This window comes from Litoreibacter roseus, assembly GCF_009811795.1.
GTDB lineage: Bacteria > Pseudomonadota > Alphaproteobacteria > Rhodobacterales > Rhodobacteraceae > Litoreibacter > Litoreibacter roseus.
Genome location: NZ_BLJE01000004.1, coordinates 177,463 through 196,669, shown reverse-complemented (window position 1 = coordinate 196,669; position 19,207 = coordinate 177,463). Strand labels below are relative to the sequence as shown.

Sequence of the window (19,207 nt, the reverse complement as noted above, 5' to 3'; positions counted from 1 at the left end):
GACAGTCTGAGTCAGAGGGAAAAGCGGCTTCGCTACAATCCTAACGCACTGTATTTTCAGGGCATATTCGTGAAAAATGCGTACTTGGCACAGAGCCGTATCAGTCGATGGCCTGTTTGAGACGGATCAGATCGGCCAGCCGCTCTGCCTCCAGTTTCTCACGCACGCGCTGCCTGTGGACATCGACCGTGCGCGGGCTGATCCCCAAAGTGCGCCCGATGGACTTATTTGTCTCACCCAGCACGATCAGGTTGAACACTTCACGCTCGCGATCGGTGAGGCGGGTGAGCCTGAGTTCAGCCTGTTCACGGGATCGCTTCTTGTCGACAGTCACTGGCTTGTAACGAAGCGCAAATTCTATGGCCGTGACCAGAAGATCGGCGGTGAAGGGTTTTTCGATGAAATCCGCCGCGCCCGCCCGAACTGCGGATACCGCCATAGGAATGTCCCCATGGGCGGTGATGAAAATGATCGGGGGCGCGTCGCCCATCTCATTCAGCCGCTCCTGTAGATCCAGCCCGCCCATCCCGGGCATCCGCACATCCAGCACAATGCACTGCACGTCGCTGTCTTGCCCCTCGTCCAGAAAGGCCTCGGCCGAGGTGTAGGTTTGCGTGCGATACCCCATGGATTCCAGCAGCGCCGAGGTGGACTCAAGCACCGAAGGGTCATCATCTACGATCGCGACGCGCTTTTCATCTTTCATCGGAGCTCTCTTTCCCACTGGTCGGAATGGTAAACCCGAACCGAGCGCCTGTACCTGTGTTCTCGCCCCAGATCTGCCCGTTATGTGCCTCGACCGTTGAGCGACAGAGCGACAGGCCGATGCCCATGCCCCCTGCCTTGCTGGTCCGGAAGGCTTCAAACAGCGTCGGGACGAACTCCGGCGCGATCCCTGGCCCGGTATCCTCCACAATGACCTGCAACAGATGCGGGGACTTTAGGTCAGCAGAAACGGTGAGCTTTCGGTCCGGATGCCCTTCCATCGCTTCGACCGCGTTGCGCACGAGATTGAAGACAACCTGCTCAAGCTGCACCTTGTCGCCGTAGATCATAGGCAAGGTGTCGGATATATCCAGATCAAGTTCCACCCCGCCTTGCTTGCTGCTGGTCAGGGCCAATCGCGCGGCCTGTTCCAGCATGGTTTTCACGTCAAAATCCACGCGCCGCTCGAACCCGGGCCGCATAAGGTTGCGCAGGTGATGCACGATTTGGCCCGCGCGCTGCGCTTCGGACACGGCGTTGTCCATCAGATCAATCACCCTGCCCCGCTCCGAGGTCTCATCGTTGCTCAGCAGAATACGACTGGCCGAAACGAAATTGCTGATCGACGTAAGCGGCTGGTTCAGTTCATGGGCAATGGCCGCCGCCAGTTCCCCGAGCGAGGCAGAGCGCGCAGTGTTCAGAAGCTGATTGCGCAGTTCGGACTGCATCTCTTCCAGCTCCCGCTTGGCCGTTGTCAGGCTGATCGCGCGCCGGGATGCGATCAGCGCACGCAACGACTGGACGATCACACCAAAGGCCAGCGTATCATTTGCACTAAACGGGCGGCACTTGCCCAAGACCTGTTCGCTCCAACGCCCGAAGGACGCGCGCGGCTCCAGGATCGGACGCCCCTCGGTGTCGTATCCGGTGGGTTTGGTGGGTGCACCGGCCCATGCCACATTGCGGCGGAATTCCTGCCGGGCCAAGACGAAATACTCGTCCCGATCCGCATCAATCGAAAGGAATGCACAGCCCGAAACCTGACGGGCCACGTCTTCTGGCAGATCCATAAAATCCGAGAGCTTGTCCGTCACGAACACCCCGTCCGCGCACGCCTGATGCAGTTTCCGGAAATCCGCCTCGCCTCCGGACCAGTTCCACAGCGGCAACCACTGGTCGTTGATCCGGGCGGCAACGGCATCCAGCTGAAACCGTGTCCCGAGGCTTTCTGCGATCTCTGCCAAATCCACATTCGCAGAACCCGGCTTGGACAAATCGAACGCAAGCTCCTGCGCCTTGATCACCCACCGGTCCCGCTCGGTCCGGATGATGCTCTCGAAAAACAACTCAACGACCTGCGCCGTCAGCTCTGCGGCATGCAACTCGATCGCGGACAATGACTTGGGACCGTCATGGTGACAGACAAGCAAACCCCACAATTGCTCTTCGACCATGAGCGGCAGCACAAGCGTCGCGTCCACCCCCATGTTCGACAGGTACTTCAGGTGGATGGGCGACACCGCGCGCAGCTTCGAAAATGACAGATCCAGCTGACCTGCGCCCCGATCCGCCGCCCTGATGCCCACGGGTACGTCCTGAACATTAGCAATGATGCGCACCTTGTTCAGCGAGAACTGCCGCCGCGCCGGTTGCGGGATATCGGTCGCCGGGTAATGCAGACCCAGATAGCGGTTCTCCAGATCCGTATCCTCAGCAATCACCTCGCCGTGGCCATCGCTGTGAAACTTGTAGCACATCACCCGCGCATAGCCGGTTGTGGCCCGCAGAACGCGCACCGCCGTCTCACTGAAATCTTCCACGCTGTCGAGCGTCCGCAGCGCATTGATGGCGTGCTGGCGCATCTCGTATTGATTGTCGGGACGGCGCCCGGAGATATCGTTGAGAAAAATCTCCAGATACAGATGATCAGCCGCCAGATGTGTCAGATGGGTGACCCGCGTGTCTTCGCCGCCGTCGGGATGTTTCAGATAGGTCGTACGTGGCTGGACAAGCATGTCGCCCGGAAGGCGAACCGCCTCGTGCATGAGATCCTGCTGGCCTGCTTCCCCAAGCAGTACCGCCAACGGGGCGTCCAGCAAGGTGTCCAGCGGCCATCCCAGTTCCGTTTCGACATTCTCGCTGAGATGGGTAATCCGACCGGACGCCACATCCGCCACGATCAGACAACCGATCGGCTGAATGGATCCAATCAGGTGAACCTGCTCCAGGTCGCAAGTGTTGAGATCGTCTCGTGTGTAATCCATCGCGGTGCAAAGGCGGGTTCGCCTTACGGCCTTTCCGGTTAGATGGGATGCGCCGCCGTGAAGGCCCACCCTATGTCATATGCATAGTGCTACGTCATATGTATAATATACGTACGTGGTATCCACCTATAGATTTCAATGGAGCCTCCGACATTTCGCTTATGCAAAATGTTACAGATGGGACATTGATCCGCAGGACATTGCGGAAAAACTCAGGATTTACTGATCTATCACAGAGCCTTGCGCGGTTTTGCCTGCATCTGCAGACCACATATCATGGCCGACGGGTGCGGCTCTCCACCTAAGCGATCACGCCCGATCCCAAGTATCAAAATTGAGTATAAATTTGTTTGGCGAGAAGTCGGGGGCGTTTGTCTGCGCTGTCGATCTCTTCGCGAGTGTTTCATTACAATCGGCGGTTCGACGTGAAATCTGACGACTTACAGAGCGATGGTCCCATGGACGCGGTGTCTGACGGCACGGCATCCGACGTCATGAACGACGTGATCCCGCGGAAACGCCACATTGCGGCCAAATACGATATGCCACCAGATCATCTGGCATATTTGATGTCCCGCCCACGCCGGACAATCCGTATTGCCGCCGGGCGGACATTTGTTCGTCGTGGGACACACTTGGCGGACATGCTTTTGGTTGTCGACGGATGGATTGCGCGGTCCCAATATCTGACCTCCGGGGCCCGGCAGATCAGCGAATTCGTTCTGCCCGGTGATATCATCTTACCTTCGGCCACCGGAGACCAAGCAACCACGAGCAACATTGAGGCCTTAACAGACGTCACGGCAGATTTGATCCGGATCGATCTGGCAGATCAGCGGCTGGAAACCTTGGATATCTTCGTCCGGGTGCACGAGGCCGACGCGGAGGAGTTGCGCGTCTCCATAACTGATCTGGGGCGACGCAGCGCGGTCGAGCGATTGGCAAACATGCTGTGGCGCCTTGACGTCCGGCTCAGCGCTGACGCGTCAGCTGGACGAGATGGCCGCGTCCTGAACGTCACACAGGAAACCTTGGCCGATCTGGCAGGGCTGTCCCTTGTCCACACCAACAAAACCCTGAAATGGATGCAGGATCAGGGACTGGTCGAACGGCGGAACGGGAAACTCTTGGTCGCATCACGATCAAAAATGAAATCATTGTGCGAAGACATGCGGTAGCGATCTCCAAGCGCGCTACTGCCTTTTGCACAATGTAGCGCCTCAGCCAGCCACTCGGCTGAGGCGCGCACCAATATCGAACTAGTCGATCAGCCCGTTGAAGGTCTTGGACGGACGCATCACCGCAGCTGTCTTCTTGGGGTCGGTGTTGAAGTATCCGCCCAGATCAACCGGCGAACCCGCCCCTGCTTTCAACTCGGCCAGGATCGTCTCGGCATTCTCGGACAAAGCCTTGGCAAGGGGCGCGAAAGTCTCTGCCAACGCCGCATCTTCAGTCTGTTCAGCCAACGCTTCGGCCCAGTAGAGCGCAAAGTGAAAATGGGAGGCGCGGTTGTCATCCTGTCCCACTTTCCGGCCGGGGCTCTTCCCCTCCGCCAGCAGCTTTTCGGTCGCTGCATCCACAGCCTGTCCCATCACGGACGCCTTGGACCCTTCGGCAAAACGAAGGCTTTCGCCCAGCGCGCAGAATTCGCCCAGACTGTCCCACCGCAGATGATTTTCCTCGACCAATTGCTGGACGTGCTTCGGGGCGGACCCGCCTGCACCGGTCTCGAACAGACCGCCGCCTTGCATCAGTTTCACCACAGACAGCATCTTGGCGGAAGTGCCCACCTCAAGGATCGGGAAAAGGTCGGTCAGATAATCCCGCAAAACGTTGCCGGTGATCGCGATGCTGGTCTTGCCCGCGCGGATCGTCTCAAGCGACGCGCGTGTGGCCGGGATCGGCGCCATGATCTCGAACTTGTCCGAGACACCCTTTGCCGCAAGCATCGGTTCGACGTATTTGATCAGTTCCGCGTCATGGGCGCGGGTGCTGTCGAGCCAGAAGATTGCCTGACAATTCTCGGCGGCCTGCCGTTCAATCGCAAGCTCCACCCAGTTTTCAATCGGCGCCTTGCGGGCCGAGGCCATGCGCCAGATATCGCCCGCCTCGACCGCATGGCTCATCAGTTCCGTGTCGCCATTCATCACCCGGACCGTACCCGCTTCGGCGATCTCGAACGTTGTCGGGTGTGAGCCGTATTCCTCAGCCTTCTGCGCCATCAGACCGACGTTCTGAACCGTCCCCGCCGTTGCGGGATCAAGGGCGCCTGTCTCTTTGAAGTAATCGATCGTCTCGGAATAGACCCCGGCGTATGAGCTGTCAGGGATCACGCAGGTCGTGTCGTGTTCCTCACCATCTGGTCCCCAACCCTTGCCCCCGGCCCGGATCACAGCGGGCATGGACGCATCGATGATCACATCAGAGGGCACATGCAGGTTGGTGATGCCCTTGTCGGAGTTCACCATGTAAAGCGGTGGACGATCAGCCAGCGTCGCGTCGATCTCGCTCAGGATCGCCTGCCCGTTGTCCATCTCGCCAATCTTCTCCAGCATGACGCCAAGCCCCGCATTGGGCGTGACACCGGCGGCCTCAAAGGCCGCACCGTGCTTTTCGAACACGGGCGCCAGATACTGACGGACGCAATGGCCAAAGATGATCGGGTCCGACACCTTCATCATCGTTGCTTTCATGTGCAGCGAGTAAAGCGTGCCCTCTTGGGCCACATCGGCAATCGTCTTGTCATAGAAAGCCTTCAGCGCCTTGGCAGACATGAATGTGGAATCCACGATGGTGCCAGCGGGCATATCCAGACCGTCTTTCAGGACGGTTACGCCGTTGCCGGTGTCCAACTCGATCCGAAGGGTCGCGGCGTCGTCCAGCGTGACGGACTGTTCGTTTGACCGGAAATCATTCGCGCCCATGGTCGCGACCCGCGTCTTGCTGGCGCTGTCCCAAACCCCCATCCGGTGGGGGTTGGCCTGCGCAAAGGCCTTCACAGCGGCAGGCGCCCGGCGATCCGAGTTGCCTTCCCGCAGGACAGGGTTCACCGCAGAGCCTTTGACCGCATCATAGCGCGCCCGCACATCCTTTTCCGCGTCGGTCTGCGGATCCTCGGGGTAGTCAGGCAGCGCGTAACCCTGCGCCTGCAATTCCTTGACCGCCGCCACAAGCTGCGGGACCGACGCCGAGATATTGGGCAACTTGATCACATTGGCTTCTGGCGTTTTCACCAACTCGCCCAATTCGGCAAGCGCATCCGACTGGCGCTGCGCGTCGGTCAACACCTCCGGGAAAGACGCAATGATCCGTCCCGCCAGTGAAATATCGCGCGTTTCCACACTCAGATCCGCAGCGCTGAGGAACTTCTGAATGATCGGCAAAAGAGACGCAGATGCAAGCTGAGGTGCTTCGTCCACTTTGGTGTAGATGATATCGGCCATGAATGGTTCTCGCTTCGGTCTATGAATCTTGGTGGCGACTTACCCCAATTGTATACCGTCGTCTACAATGCAGTTGAGGCGTTAGCGGCACAGGAGAACCCTACCCGAAAAATTCAGAAGGTCGGACCCGCCTTTTGCACCCCACCCACTCGACATGCCTGCTTGAAACGTCAGCCCCCTTGAGCCATCCGCCGTGCATCGTCGGCAGACCGGAAATCCAGAAATACGAGCCAACTCAGCAAATAGTCGGAAAGAGCCCAAATCGCCAAATGCTGCGTACCGAACCAATGTCAGTTTTCGATCTGATGTAGCCAAGTTCAGTACAGAGCGTACCACTAAAACTTGATGATCATTCCCCACTTTTCGTCCGCGCTGAACCCGCACTTCTCATAGAACCCTCGCGCTTTAAGGCCCTTTCCAGTGAGTAGAACGATTGAGACAACATTCGCCATCCTAGCGATTTCGATCAAATGCTCCATCACCACTCTAGAAAGACCTTGACCTCGATGAGAGGCCAGCGTCACCACGTTCTCGATGCGCGCGTAGGAACGTCCGCTGAACGTCAGATTCGGACAAATGTGTAGAGTTGCGACAGAAACAAGTTTTCCGGATACCTCGGCTCCGAAGACATAAGTCCCTTCATGTTGAAGAATCTCCTTCAACTTCGCGCGTCCCGCGTTGCCGGAAAGGACAGGAAGGCCACCCGTCAGTTCAGAGTACAACTTCAATAGCGCGCTGAAGTCCCGCAATGATGCGGAGCGAATAATCGGGTCTGGCACGTGAATGTCCTGTTTCTGTTTTGCCATTGGTCATGATCACAGATAAGTTTTGTCTTTTTGATGGTGAAGGCGAAAGTCGATTCAGCCTTTGACCGAGTGCGAATGTCGGTTTTTGCCAAAAAAGCCGTCATTGGCACAATCGCAGCGAATTGGCGCTTCGTCCCGCATCACCAGCACTACTAAGCACCGCTGGGAACCTCCGTCAGGAACAGGGTCTCTTAGCTGAACTTTGCACGATCTGGGCCGGCAGTTTGGTCCAGAAAGCCAATGCTATCCGATCCACTATGCGCCGCTACGAGTGCTCTCGGTGCATCGACTGCAGAACCTTGTAGAGCCGGTCGACCGTGCGCCGAACCTCGGGGCTGAAACGATCATCGTCATGGACCACCAGCCATTGCTCGCCCTCAAGCGCGTCGATGGTCTGGCTGACCCGCATCAGCCCGGCTTGCGCGTCCCCAACGAATGTCGGCAGGACAACGCGCGCGGCACCGGCCACCGCCAGATCCAGCGCATTTCTGGGGCTTGTCACCTCGATGCAATCGCTGTCCCCCACATGACCCTTGAGCCAATCGGCCGAGGGCGTGCTGCCGGTAAATCGCGCCCACGCGCTGACACTCTCATTGCGGGCATAGGCGGCAAACCGAACGCGCCCCACCCGGCGCCCCGCAAGCCCCCGTTGATGGGGACGCTGGTTGCGGATGCCAATGACCGCCTCGCGCCGACCGATATCCAGAACCTCTTCGGCAGAGATGAGACGGATCAGGACCGCCTCTTCCGGCCCCACGATGGCGGTCATGTTTTCGCACAGAAACTTGCTCATCCATGTCCCCGCAGAGATCTTGACCAGCGTGCGCTTGCCCCGCGCGGGCGGCTTCCAAATTGTGAGCAAATCGGCCTCGAGCCGGGTGACCTTCTCGAACAAGGCCTGACCATCCTCGGTCAACTCATAGCCCTTGGGCAGCCGCCGGAACAGATCATGGCCAATGGATTTTTCAAGATCCAGCATCCGGCGGGACAGCGTCGGCGGGCTTTTTCCCGTGGCGAGACTGGCCTTGGCTAGTCCGTGCCCGCGGGCAACCGCGACAAACAATCTTAGGTCGTCCCAGTTTTCCTTCGTTTCACCCATGAAAGAAAGCTTACGGCAGGCACCGCAGGCGGAACAACCAAAACCATCCGGGAGCAAAAGAAAGACCTAGTCGAATTCTTCCGGAAACATGTAGGGCGGTAGTCCATGAAAGGCCTGTCGCAGGGCATCGCCCCAGCCTTCCGAGATTTCGCGATAATAGGGATCATCAGCCGCGATCCGGCCGCCGGTTTCCAGCGAATAGCTGTCTGAGCTGTAGATGCAGTAATCCAGCGGCAGATCGACCGAGAGGTTCGCCTTGATCGTGGAATCAAACGACAGCAGCAACAGCTTCATCGCGTCCTCGAAGCTCATCTCGGGATCATAGGCGCGCACCAGAATGGGCCGTCCGTATTTGGTCTCGCCGATTTGAAAAAACGGCGTGTCCTGCGACGCTTCGATGAAGTTGCCTTCCGGGTAGATCATAAACATCGTTGGCTCACCCGGTGAGATCTGGCCCGCGACGATCAGGGTGGCGTGAAACGAACTGTCGGCCTGTTGGCCCGCAACCGAGTGACCGGCGATCACCTTGCGCAATGTCTCCCCCACCAGAGAGGCCACGCGAAACATCGACGGTTCCCGCAGAATGGACGGTTGCCGGTCCTCAGGCCCTTTGGTGCGTTCGTCCAGCAAGCTGATCACAGCCTGCGTCGTTGCAAGATTGCCCGCGCTCATGATCATGATCGCGCGTTCGCCCGGAATGGTCCACGAATGCATCTTTCGAAATGTCGAGATGTTGTCCACGCCCGCATTGGTGCGCGTGTCCGACATCATCACCAGTCCCTTCGTCAGTCGCAGGCCAACGCAATAGGTCATCTGCTCTAGGTCCGTTCTTCTTTTTTCCGATTATTGCTGAACCTGAATATCCACGGAAAGTGTTTCTTTTCCATGATCCCCAAAACTGAGGCCGGAAATAGGCGCAGCGTCCATATAATCGCGCCCTGTGGCGACCCTGACGTAACGTTCGTCCGGTGAAATCCCGTTTGAGATGTCGAATCCGATCCATCCCACGCCCTTCACATGGGCCTCGGCCCACGCGTGGGCCGCGTCATGCACAGCCCCGTCCTCAGTCTTGAGGTAGCCGGACACATAACGGGACGGAAAGCCCATGGTCCGCGCCGCCGCCAAAAAGATATGGGCGTGATCCTGACACACGCCGCGCCCGACGCTCAGGGCGTCCTCGGCACTGGTGGCCACATGGGTCTCGCCCACCTCATATTTGACCTCGTCCAGAATGCGCCCCGACAGGGCGTGCAGCCGGTCAATGGGATCGCTGATGTCGCCGGTCAGCCCCTTGGTCAGCTTGCGGGTCAGATTGCCCGCCCGCGTCAGATCGGTAGAACCTTCAAAGTACCACAGCGGCGCGAAGCCCCCATGCTTTCCGATGATCCCGTAGGCATCCTTGGTATCGACCTGCCCGCTGGAGGTTATGGTGATCTTGTCCACCGGCTCGTCGATGCTGATCAGCATCACGTGGTTCATGTGGTGATCCTGAAACTCCGCTTCGCGCGTCGCGCCCTCAAGCCGGGTGTCCCAAGACAAAACCTCTTGCTCATCGCGGGTCTTCGGGATCAGCCGCAATTGTTGCAGCCCGTAGGTCACGGGGCGCTCGTAGGCGTAGGTCGTGCGGTGTTGAATGGTCAGCAGCATGGGTCAGCCATAAAAACGGTAATCCTTCTCGATCTGCATCGCCAATTCCTGAATGTCGGATTTGAAGTCGGTGATCATCTCATGCAGGCCGTATTCAAAAATGGAGTCGATGGGTCTAAGCCGCAGCCCCGTGCAAATGCCATGCACCCGGTCATGACTTGGATGGCGTGTCTCGTAATCGGCCTCCAGATATTTCAGATTGTCCTCAATCTTGTTGACACAAAACGCCAGCGACCGGGGCATCCGACCATCAAGGATCAGAAACTCCGCGATGCTTTTGGGGGTGGAGTCCCCGCCGTGCAGCCAACGATAGGCGCGCTGCCCGCCGACCGAGCGCAGGATCGTTTCCCACTGCACGTTATCAAGCGACGACCCGATATGCCGAATAGACGGCAGCAGCACGTAGTATTTCACATCCAAAATCCGCGCCGTGTTGTCAGCACGCTCCAGAAACGTACCCACCCGCGCGAAATCATAGACGTCATTGCGCAGCATCGTGCCATGCAGGGCGCCCCGCACAAACGCGCTTTGCTGACGGATCAGGCTCAGAACCTGCGGCAGATCGCGATCCCGCACGGGCCGCGACAGGGCCGCCCCCACGGACATCCAGCATTCGTTGACCGCCTCCCACACCTCACGCGTGATGGCAGTGCGCACCAGACGCGCGTTGTCCCGCGCCATCTTGATCGCGGAGTAGACGCTCGACGGGTTGTCCTTGTCGCGCACCAGAAAATCGATCACTGCCGTGCCGTCGACCGTCTCGTGGCGGGCCATGTAGGCCTCCCGCGCGCCGGCGGTGTCCAGCACGCTGGTCCATTCCTCCTCCGAGGTGTCCGGCCGTGTCAGCGCGATACGGAACCCGGCCTCGATCAGGCGCGCGATGTTCTCGCTGCGCTCCAGATACCGGAACATCCAGAAGACGCCCCCTGCGGTTTTGCCCAGCATACGTTTACTCCTCCAGCACCCAGGTGTCTTTGGTGCCGCCACCTTGGCTGGAGTTCACCACAAGCGATCCTTTCTTCAGCGCAACCCGTGTCAGACCGCCAGGTGTGATATCGACTTTGCGAGGTGAGACCAGCACGAAAGGCCGTAAATCCACGTGGCGCGGCGCCAGCCCCGCCTTCGTCAGGATCGGAACCGTCGACAGCGCCAAGGTGGGCTGCGCGATATAATTTTCCGGTCGCGCCTTCAGCTTTTTTCGGAACTCGCTCAACTCCCGCTTGGAGGCCGCAGGACCCACCAGCATCCCGTACCCGCCGGAGCCATGAACCTCCTTCACGACCAATTCCGCCAGATTGTCCAGAACGTAAGACAGCGCCTCAGGCTCGGAACAGCGATGCGTTGGCACGTTCTGTAGAATAGGCTTCTCGCCGGTGTAGAAATTCACAATTTCGGGCATGTAGCTGTAGATCGCCTTGTCATCCGCGATGCCCGTCCCCGGCGCGTTGGCAATGGTGATCCCGCCCGCCCGGTAGACATCCATGATGCCCGGCACGCCCAGCATCGAGTCCGGGTTGAAGGTCAGCGGATCGAGGTATTCATCATCCACCCGCCGATAGATCACGTCGATGGGCTTGTACCCTTGGGTCGTCCGCATGGCAATCCGGCCGTCCGTCACCCGCAGGTCATGCCCCTCCACCAGTTCGGCGCCCATCTGATCTGCCAGAAACGCGTGCTCGTAATAGGCAGAGTTGTGGATACCCGGCGTCAGCACCGCCACCAACGGCTTGGCCGAGGCACAATCCGGCGCGCAGGCCTCAAGCGATTTGCGCAGGCGCTTGGGATAATCGCTGACCTGCTGCACCTTGATCTTGGCAAACAGCTCCGGGAACATCTGCAGCATCGTTTCCCGGTTTTCCAGCATGTAGGACACACCAGACGGGGTCCGCGCATTGTCCTCCAATACGTAAAACTCATCAGGCCCTGTGCGCACCAGATCGGTGCCGACAATATGTGTATAAACCTCGCCGGGGGGTGAGACGCCCAGCATCTGCGGCAGGAACGCAGCGTTCTTGGCGATCAGATCAACCGGCACGCGCCCGGCACGCAAAATCTCCTGCCGGTGATAGATGTCATAAAGAAACGCGTTAATTGCGCGGACGCGCTGTTCGATCCCGCGAGAGAGCTTGGACCATTCGCGCGCCGCCAGAATACGCGGCACAATATCAAAGGGGATCAGCCGTTCATCCGCCTCGTCCTGTCCGTACACGTTGAACGTGATCCCCGTGCGGCGAAAGAATTCTTCCGCCTCGGCAGATTTGCGCCTTAGCCGTCCGATGTCATCGGATGAAAACCAATCGTGAAAGTCTTCGTATGGGCGTCGCGCCTGATCGGGGCGCTCGAAAAGCTCGTCAAAAAAACGGGGGTCTGTTTCCATGAAATAAGTGTAGCGGGCTATGCGCCACCCGCAACTCTTTTAGCCAAACCCATAAAAACAAAGGATTTTTTAAGCCTGCAAAACAGTGCACCTGCCTATTTTTCAGGCAGTTTCAAATTTCTCACCGACCGTCAGGCCAACAGATCCTCGTAAAGCCATGTGTGGCGACGGTGCTCAGACCTATCCCCCGAAAGCGCTTTTTTCGCGCGCAAATCACGAACTTCCGGGTTCTGGGAGGTCACCCGCTCGGGAAGCGTCTCCTGCAGATCGTCTTCCGAAATGACAGTTCCATCCATGATCAGCCCTTTCCATATTCAACCACCGATTGAACAAGATAGGACGGATCGTGTTCCCGGAAACAGGTGCGACCTTTTGGAGCTACCGCAGAACCGCATCCGCAAGCAGGCGCACGACGGTTGCCTGATTGAGATATCCGGTTTTTTGCAGGTTCCGCGCTTCCTGATAGCGGCGGATCGCACGGCGCGTCGCATCGTCGAATTCGCCGTCCACCTCACCGGGTTTCAGGCCTGCCTTGGCCAGGCGGTCCTCGACCACTCGCTTGGTGGACGTGTTGAGCCCCAGCCGGTCCTCGTTCCGACGTGCGGCTTCCAAGGCCTCGGCGTTGCGTGTCTCGAACTCCAACTCACTAAGCTTCGTGTTCGCCTGATCCGCGAACGCCCCCTCGGGATTGGCCTGCAGGTACCCGCGATAGGCCTCTGCCGTATCGGTCTCGACCGCCGCGTCCCAGTCTGCACGGTCCTGCACCTGCGCCTCTTCACGCCGGGCGGCTTCAAACGGCTCTAACCGGGCTTGGGCGATCTCGGCGAAAACACCATCCGGGTAGCGTTCCAGATAACTGCGCAATCCGGCTTCATCCCCTTCAGCGCCGGTCGCCTCCCAATAGGCGCGGTCCTTGCGCTCCAGTTCGGCCTGACGCTGACGGGCCTCCTCTTCCAGTTCCGCATTCCGGCGATCCGCCTGCAGCGCCAGCCTGTCGCGCATGACCTGCGTGACGAAGCCCGTGGCCTCCTGACCGTTCGCCTCTTGCCAATCGGTGATCGCAGCACGGGAACCAGGGCCGAAGATGCCGTCGATCCCCCGCGGGTCATATCCCAGCAGTGACAGCGCGCGCTGGATTTCCCGACGCGCGTCCCGGCTGAGGTTCAATGCGTCCTCGCGCGCTTCGGCCGCCCGTGTCGGCTGCGCATTGATCTCTTCGATCTGTGTTCGGGCCTCGGCGGCAAAAATTCCGTCGTCGTAGCGCTCCAGATAGGCCTCATATGCAGCAACGGTGCCGACCGCCTCGGTGGCCTGCCAGAACGCGCGCTGTGCCGCTTCCGGATCAGCCGCAGTCGCGGCGTCGCCGTCCGTGGTGAACGGAACCAGCGGCGCGAGGAACCCCTGCCCCACCAGATCGGACCAGCTTTCCAGCGAGGTCGCAAGGCTGGCCCCGGCGCGCGGGACCTCGTCCTTCGCAAAATCGGCAACGTCATCCGCAGGCCCCGTGATCACCGTCACGCCTTGCGGCACATCGAGGCGCGGCACACCACGTGACAGCCGGTCGCCCAGATCAATGTCGCGCTCTTCGGTGCCGATCAAGACCGCAGCCTTGCCCGGCGCGCGCGCCGCAATCTCCAAAAGAAGCGAAAGGTTCACACCCTGCGCGCCCACGGTGCCCAACCCCGGTGTGTCGGCATCGACGCCAAGCAGCCATGCCTGGCCATCACTGCGCACCACATGACCCGCGACCGCAATCACGATATGGCCCGTGCCGTCCGCCGCATCGCTTAGCTCTTCCAGTGCAGCGCCCAGATCCGTGGCGCTGCCATCCTCGACCGTGATGACCCGGTAGCCCGCATCTTCCAGGGCGGGCCCGGCATCCAGCATCTCGTCGGCGTCCGCGATGTCCCGCCCATTGGCGTAATCTTCATTTCCGATGATCAGGGCGACATCAGCAGCGGCGGCGGCTGGCATCGCGGCGCAGGCCGCAACGCAGAGAGTGTGGATCATGCGCATAAGGGGTGTTCCTTTAGGTCAGTCGTAGCTTCGTGTGTCCTCGATCACGAGGCCATCGTTGGGCAAACTGCCCGGCGCGACGACCTCGATCGTGCCGCGCAGCTTCAACACGTCCGCAACGGCTTCCTCATACAACGCCGGATCATCGACCTTTGTTTCAATCCGCACCGTCATGACATCCATCTCGCCGTCCCGCGCCGCGATCACCCGCGCACGTGTGATCTCGGAATGGCGCGCCACAAGGTCGGCCACCTGTTCTGGCCTAACGAACATCCCCTTGATCTTGGTGGTCTGATCCGCGCGCCCCATCCAGCCCTTGATGCGCAGATTGGTCCGACCGCAGGGACTTTCGCCCTCCATCACCGCGCTCATGTCCCCGGTGGCAAAGCGGATCAGCGGATAATCGGGGTTCAGCGTGGTCACGACGATCTCGCCCACCTCGCCCGCAGGCACAGGATCACCGGTCCCCGGACGCACAATCTCCACGATCACACCCTCATCGATGATCATCCCCTCCATCGCCGGGCTCTCATAGGCGATGTGACCCAGATCGGCAGTGGCGTAACACTGCAAACAGGCGATCCCCCGGTCCGCATAGGCCTGCCGGAGCGACGGGAACAGCGCCCCGCCGGACACCGCCGCCTTGGTGATCTTCAGATCCAACCCAAGATCATCCGCCTTCTCAAGGATCACGTTCAGATAATCCGGCGTGCCCGCGTAAGCTGTAATCCCCAGATGATGCGCTGCGCGCGCCTGCAACTCCGTCTGGCCAGTACCGGCGGGCAACACCGTGGCCCCCACAGCCCGCGCGCCGCTTTCGAACATCATCCCGGCAGGCGTCAGGTGATATCCGAAGCAATTCTGAACAATGTCATCCGACCCGATGCCCGCCGCATGCAGGAAGCGCCCGAAACGCCACCAGTCATCGGTGACGTTCCCCGGCTCATAAATCGGTCCCGGCGATTGGAACACATGGTCAAACCCGGCCAGCGGCCCCGCATACCCCCCCAGAGGCGAACCCGCCCCCTGTGCTGTGGTCAAATCCGACTTCCGCGTGAGAGGCAGAACCGTGAGCGTGTCGGCGGACGTGAATGACCCAGACTCGACGCCGGCCAGCGCCTGCCCATATCCTGGCAGATCTTGCGCCCGCTTGATCTGGGCTGGCAGCGCACTTGCCAAAGACGCGGCCCTTTCATCGGCCGTTCGTGTCTCCAGCGCGTCAAAATACGTGGTCATCCATATCCCTTTCATCCGGAATGCGGCCCCGGACGCTGTGCACACAGCCCCAAAGCCACCCTGTTATCCAATATCACGCCGTATGAGGCTGGTTTATGTCAGCCTGCACCGAACAGTTTTCTGATGACGCGCAAGATCTAGCTCAGCCAGCGCTTGCGACGGCGATAGGACCGCACATCGCGAAAGCTTTTGCGCCCCTCGTCAGACATCCCCAGGTAGAACTCCTTCACATCCGGGTTTTCGCGCAATTCCGCGGCTGGACCGTCCATCACCACGCGCCCGGATTCGAGGATATAGCCATAATGAGCGAACCGCAGCGCCACATTCGTGTTCTGCTCGGCCAGAAGGAAGCTGACGCCCTCGCGCTCGTTCAGATCCTTCACGATACCAAAGATTTCCTCCACCAGCTGGGGTGCCAGGCCCATGGACGGCTCATCCAGAAGAATCGTTTCGGGCTTTGACATCAGCGCCCGGCCAATCGCGCACATCTGCTGCTCCCCGCCCGAGGTGTAGCCCGCCTGAGATTTGCGCCGCTCCTTCAGGCGCGGGAAATAGGTGTAGACCTTGTCCAGATCCGCGCTCACATTCCCGTCGCGGCGCGTATAAGCGCCGGTCAGAAGGTTTTCCTCCACCGTCAGATGCTCAAAGCAGTGGCGACCTTCCATCACCTGAATGACGCCGCGCTTGACCATGGCCGCCGGATCAAGGCCCTGCACCCGCTCGCCCCGATACTGGATCGACCCCTTGGTGACCTCGCCCCGTTCGGAATGCAAAAGGTTGGACACCGCCTTCAGCGTGGTGGTCTTGCCCGCGCCATTGCCCCCCAAAAGCGCGGTGATCCCACCCTGCGCCACTTTCAGACTGACGCCTTTCAGAACGAGGATCACGTGGTTGTAGATCACCTCGATATTGTTCACCTCCAGCAACGTCTCCGTCTTTGCATCGGTCTGCACATCATCCAGCATGGCCGGTCTCCCTCAAAATTCCTGCGCGGCAGCGCGCACCTCTGCCGGCCCTTTCCAACGCACGGGTTGCGCCAGAGCCAGCTTTTCACCTTCTTCAAACAGCCTGCGCGTGATGCAGGCGGAAAAAATTTCGTCATCGGGCGGGCAGCCCAACGTGTCGTAATCGGGCGCCTTGACCGCGCGCAGCCGCCACCCGGCCCGCTCAGCTACAGTCACGCTGTTCAAAAGCGAGGACCGCAAGCCCTCGTCGATCACCAATTCGAAACTCCGTTCTGCGATGTCGACCAGTTTTGGCTCCACCGCATCGGGCCGCACCCGCAGATCCGAGTTGATCAGGAGATAGGCTGTCACGCGCACATCCACGTTGAACAGCGCCTCGCCTTGCGCCAGCCCCCGCTCGATCCCCTCCAGAAAGATATGTTCGCGAATGCCCGCATCCGTATAGAGCGCTCCATTGATCTGGCGCGGGGGGAACAGCCCTGGAATGGCACTTGTCGCCAAAACCGCGCTTGTCACACAGGCCTCCCGCGTGGCCATGGGCAGATCGCTCCGGGCGGAAAACTTGCCCACATCCAAAATGTCGAAGCGGCCAGAACTGAGGTTGGTGGCCCCGATCAACAGCTCGTTCTCCGCCTCCCACCGCGCGCCAATCGTCTCGATCAACGGGGCATCGACAGCCGCCGACACCAGCGCCTCGAACGGCTCGGTCCGGTAAAGCGCTGTGGCCCCGCCCAAAAGCTCAAGGAAGGACCGGCGGCGCACCACATCATCCTCACCGATCCCGGCGTTCAATCCCAACCGGTCGTCAAAGGACGGCCCTGCAAACGCCAGAGGTGCGATCACCCCGCCCGCGCTTGCCCCGGTGACAACGGAAAAATCAGGGCGGGTCCCCGACTTGCTCCACCCCGCCAGAAACCCGCTCGCAAAAGAGCCATACTGCCCCCCGGTAGAAATCGCGAGAATGTTGAGATCAATGACCCGGCCCGGCGCGGGATCAGGGGCGGCAGGCGGGCGCGCGTCCATGTCCCCCTCCAGCACCCGCAGCATCATCTGACCGATCATGTCGCCGTCGCCATCGTGACCACGGGAAACAAGCGGCGCCGTTCCATCAAGGGGTGAGACCAGACCCGGACATTGAAGATCGGCAACCGGGGCAGAGCTACAGCCCGCCACCACACCCGCCAGAATCATCGCCCAAAGGGATCTCACCGTCTCACGCCTCCCTCATGCCTCTGCGCAGCACCGATCTGGTAAAAGAGCAGGCCCCGAAAGGCCCGCCCGCTTCTTTCTGGCAAAAATACTCAAACGGCCCACCGGCCAGCCACCTCAGACGGCCAGCCGGAAATATGCGCCTTACGAGCAGCCCGCGGTGATATTGTTCTCTGCAGCGAAGGCTTCGCTATCGGCTTTCACCAGCGGGGCAATGATCTCTTCATCGGGCTCGATGAAGTCGGTCAGAACCTCCCAGGTTTTCGCCTCAGCGTTCCATTGCTGCACCAGTCCCTTACCGGACCCGCCATGGTCTTCACACGAGACCGAGAACACCGGACCAACACCCGGCATGCCAAGTTCTTCCATCCGCGCATCTGTGATTTCCAGCGCTTCCATCCCGTCGCGCATCTGTTGCGGCGTGATGTCGTCGACACCGTGGATTTCCTGCGCCTTGCGGATCGCTTCCGCGGTCAGCATCGCAGCATACATCCCGCGGGTATAAAGCACCGAACCAAGGTTCGATCCGTCACCTGCGTTCTTGCCCGCATCAATCACCGTCGCCTGAATTTCGGCAAAAACAGGCATGTCCTCGACCGCATTCATGTTCAGGGACTTGTAGCCGTTGGCCGCCATGCCCGCAGGGGTCACGTCATGCTCTGCACCGGCCCACCAATTGCCGATGAAGTTTTCCATCGGGTAGCGGATGTTGGCGGCTTCCTGGATGGCAACCTGGTTCATCACACCCCAGCCCCACATCAGAACATAGTCCGGACGCTCCCGGCGGATCTGAAGCCACTGGGATTTCTGCTCCTGACCGGGGTGGTCAACGGCGAGCGTGTTGAGGTTGAAACCGTGCTTCTTCGACAGCTCTTCCAGCGTGCGGATCGGCTCCTTGCCATAGGCGGAGTTGTGATAGACCAGCGCGATGTCCTTGCCCTCGATCGAGCCATCGTTTTCCTGCATCAGGTATTTCACCGCGACCGAGGCCGCATCCCAATAGTTCGCAGGGTAGTTGAACACGTTGCGGAAGATCGCCCCGTTGGCGGCAGAGGTCCGGCCATACCCCAGCGTGTGGATCGGGATACCATCCGCCGTGGCCTTCGGGATCAGCTGATAGGTGATGCCCGTGGACAACGGCTGATAGACCAGTGCCCCTTCGCCCTTGGTCGCTTCGTAGCATTCCACACCTTTTTCGGTGTTGTAGCCCGTTTCGCACTCGATCACCCGGACCGGCACGCCGCCGATGCCGCCATCGCGCTCATTGAGGAGCGTGAAATAGTCCTGATACCCGTCAGAGAACGGAATGCCCCCCGCCGCGTATGGCCCGGTCCGGTAACTCAGATCGGGGATCACCAGATCTGCCAAGGCCGGGCTCGCCGCCACGGCGGCCGCAAATGTGAGTGTTGTCAGTTTCATTCGGTATAGTCCTCCCATTGG

At 59.9% G+C, this 19,207-nt stretch carries 16 protein-coding genes; 1 reads left to right on the top strand and 15 read right to left on the bottom strand.

Going from position 1 to position 19,207, the window contains the following annotated elements; translation table 11 throughout:
• Window positions 1-100: 100 nt before the first annotated feature.
• Both KIN_RS17000 and KIN_RS16995 read right to left on the bottom strand, forming a co-directional pair.
• Window positions 101-706, bottom strand: coding sequence for a response regulator transcription factor (locus KIN_RS17000; RefSeq protein WP_159809304.1), 606 nt, complete (start codon window positions 704-706; stop codon window positions 101-103).
• Window positions 696-2,969 carry an ATP-binding protein gene (locus KIN_RS16995; RefSeq protein ID WP_159809302.1) on the bottom strand — a complete coding sequence of 758 codons (2,274 nt, stop codon included), beginning with the start codon at window positions 2,967-2,969 and terminating at the stop codon, window positions 696-698. The genes KIN_RS17000 and KIN_RS16995 overlap by 11 nt, the downstream gene beginning before the upstream one ends.
• A 425-nt stretch (window positions 2,970-3,394) precedes the next feature.
• Here KIN_RS16995 and KIN_RS16990 point away from each other — a divergent pair, with 425 nt between their 5' ends.
• Window positions 3,395-4,147 (top strand): Crp/Fnr family transcriptional regulator, encoded by a 753-nt coding sequence (locus KIN_RS16990; protein WP_159809300.1) that lies wholly within the window; start codon window positions 3,395-3,397, stop codon window positions 4,145-4,147.
• Between the two features lie 81 nt (window positions 4,148-4,228).
• Here the strand turns inward: KIN_RS16990 and KIN_RS16985 are convergent, their stop codons facing one another.
• The 13 genes from KIN_RS16985 to KIN_RS16925 form a co-directional block, all read right to left on the bottom strand.
• Window positions 4,229-6,412, bottom strand: a complete 2,184-nt coding sequence (locus KIN_RS16985; protein WP_159809298.1) for an NADP-dependent isocitrate dehydrogenase — start codon at window positions 6,410-6,412, stop codon at window positions 4,229-4,231.
• A 335-nt stretch (window positions 6,413-6,747) separates the two neighbouring features.
• Window positions 6,748-7,218: a GNAT family N-acetyltransferase gene (locus KIN_RS16980; RefSeq protein WP_159809296.1), complete on the bottom strand. Its 471-nt coding sequence runs from the start codon at window positions 7,216-7,218 to the stop codon at window positions 6,748-6,750.
• A 265-nt stretch (window positions 7,219-7,483) separates the two neighbouring features.
• Window positions 7,484-8,317 (bottom strand): LysR family transcriptional regulator, encoded by an 834-nt coding sequence (locus tag KIN_RS16975; protein ID WP_159809294.1) that lies wholly within the window; start codon window positions 8,315-8,317, stop codon window positions 7,484-7,486.
• 66 nt (window positions 8,318-8,383) lie between these two features.
• Window positions 8,384-9,130 (bottom strand): proteasome-type protease, encoded by a 747-nt coding sequence (locus KIN_RS16970; protein ID WP_159809292.1) that lies wholly within the window; start codon window positions 9,128-9,130, stop codon window positions 8,384-8,386.
• Window positions 9,131-9,160: 30 nt separating this feature from the next.
• A complete protein-coding gene (locus tag KIN_RS16965; RefSeq protein ID WP_159809290.1) occupies window positions 9,161-9,964 on the bottom strand; it encodes a transglutaminase family protein in 804 nt (267 codons plus the stop codon).
• Between the two features lie 3 nt (window positions 9,965-9,967).
• Complete coding sequence (locus KIN_RS16960) at window positions 9,968-10,909, bottom strand: alpha-E domain-containing protein (RefSeq protein WP_159809288.1); 942 nt, start codon at window positions 10,907-10,909, stop codon at window positions 9,968-9,970.
• Window positions 10,910-10,913: 4 nt separating this feature from the next.
• Entirely contained in the window at window positions 10,914-12,341 is a 1,428-nt protein-coding gene (locus KIN_RS16955; protein WP_159809286.1) for a circularly permuted type 2 ATP-grasp protein, read from the bottom strand.
• Between the two features lie 131 nt (window positions 12,342-12,472).
• On the bottom strand, window positions 12,473-12,637 hold the full coding sequence (locus KIN_RS16950) for a hypothetical protein (protein WP_159809284.1): 165 nt from the start codon (window positions 12,635-12,637) through the stop codon (window positions 12,473-12,475).
• Between the two features lie 82 nt (window positions 12,638-12,719).
• Entirely contained in the window at window positions 12,720-14,357 is a 1,638-nt protein-coding gene (locus tag KIN_RS16945) for a peptidoglycan-binding domain-containing protein (RefSeq protein ID WP_159809282.1), read from the bottom strand.
• A gap of 18 nt (window positions 14,358-14,375) precedes the next feature.
• A complete protein-coding gene (locus KIN_RS16940) occupies window positions 14,376-15,593 on the bottom strand; it encodes a phenylacetate--CoA ligase family protein (protein WP_159809280.1) in 1,218 nt (405 codons plus the stop codon).
• A gap of 137 nt (window positions 15,594-15,730) precedes the next feature.
• A complete protein-coding gene (locus KIN_RS16935; RefSeq protein ID WP_159809278.1) occupies window positions 15,731-16,558 on the bottom strand; it encodes an ABC transporter ATP-binding protein in 828 nt (275 codons plus the stop codon).
• A 12-nt stretch (window positions 16,559-16,570) separates the two neighbouring features.
• Entirely contained in the window at window positions 16,571-17,767 is a 1,197-nt protein-coding gene (locus KIN_RS16930) for a patatin-like phospholipase family protein (protein WP_159809276.1), read from the bottom strand.
• Between the two features lie 144 nt (window positions 17,768-17,911).
• A complete protein-coding gene (locus tag KIN_RS16925; RefSeq protein WP_159809274.1) occupies window positions 17,912-19,186 on the bottom strand; it encodes an ABC transporter substrate-binding protein in 1,275 nt (424 codons plus the stop codon).
• Between the last annotated feature and the right edge of the window lie 21 nt (window positions 19,187-19,207).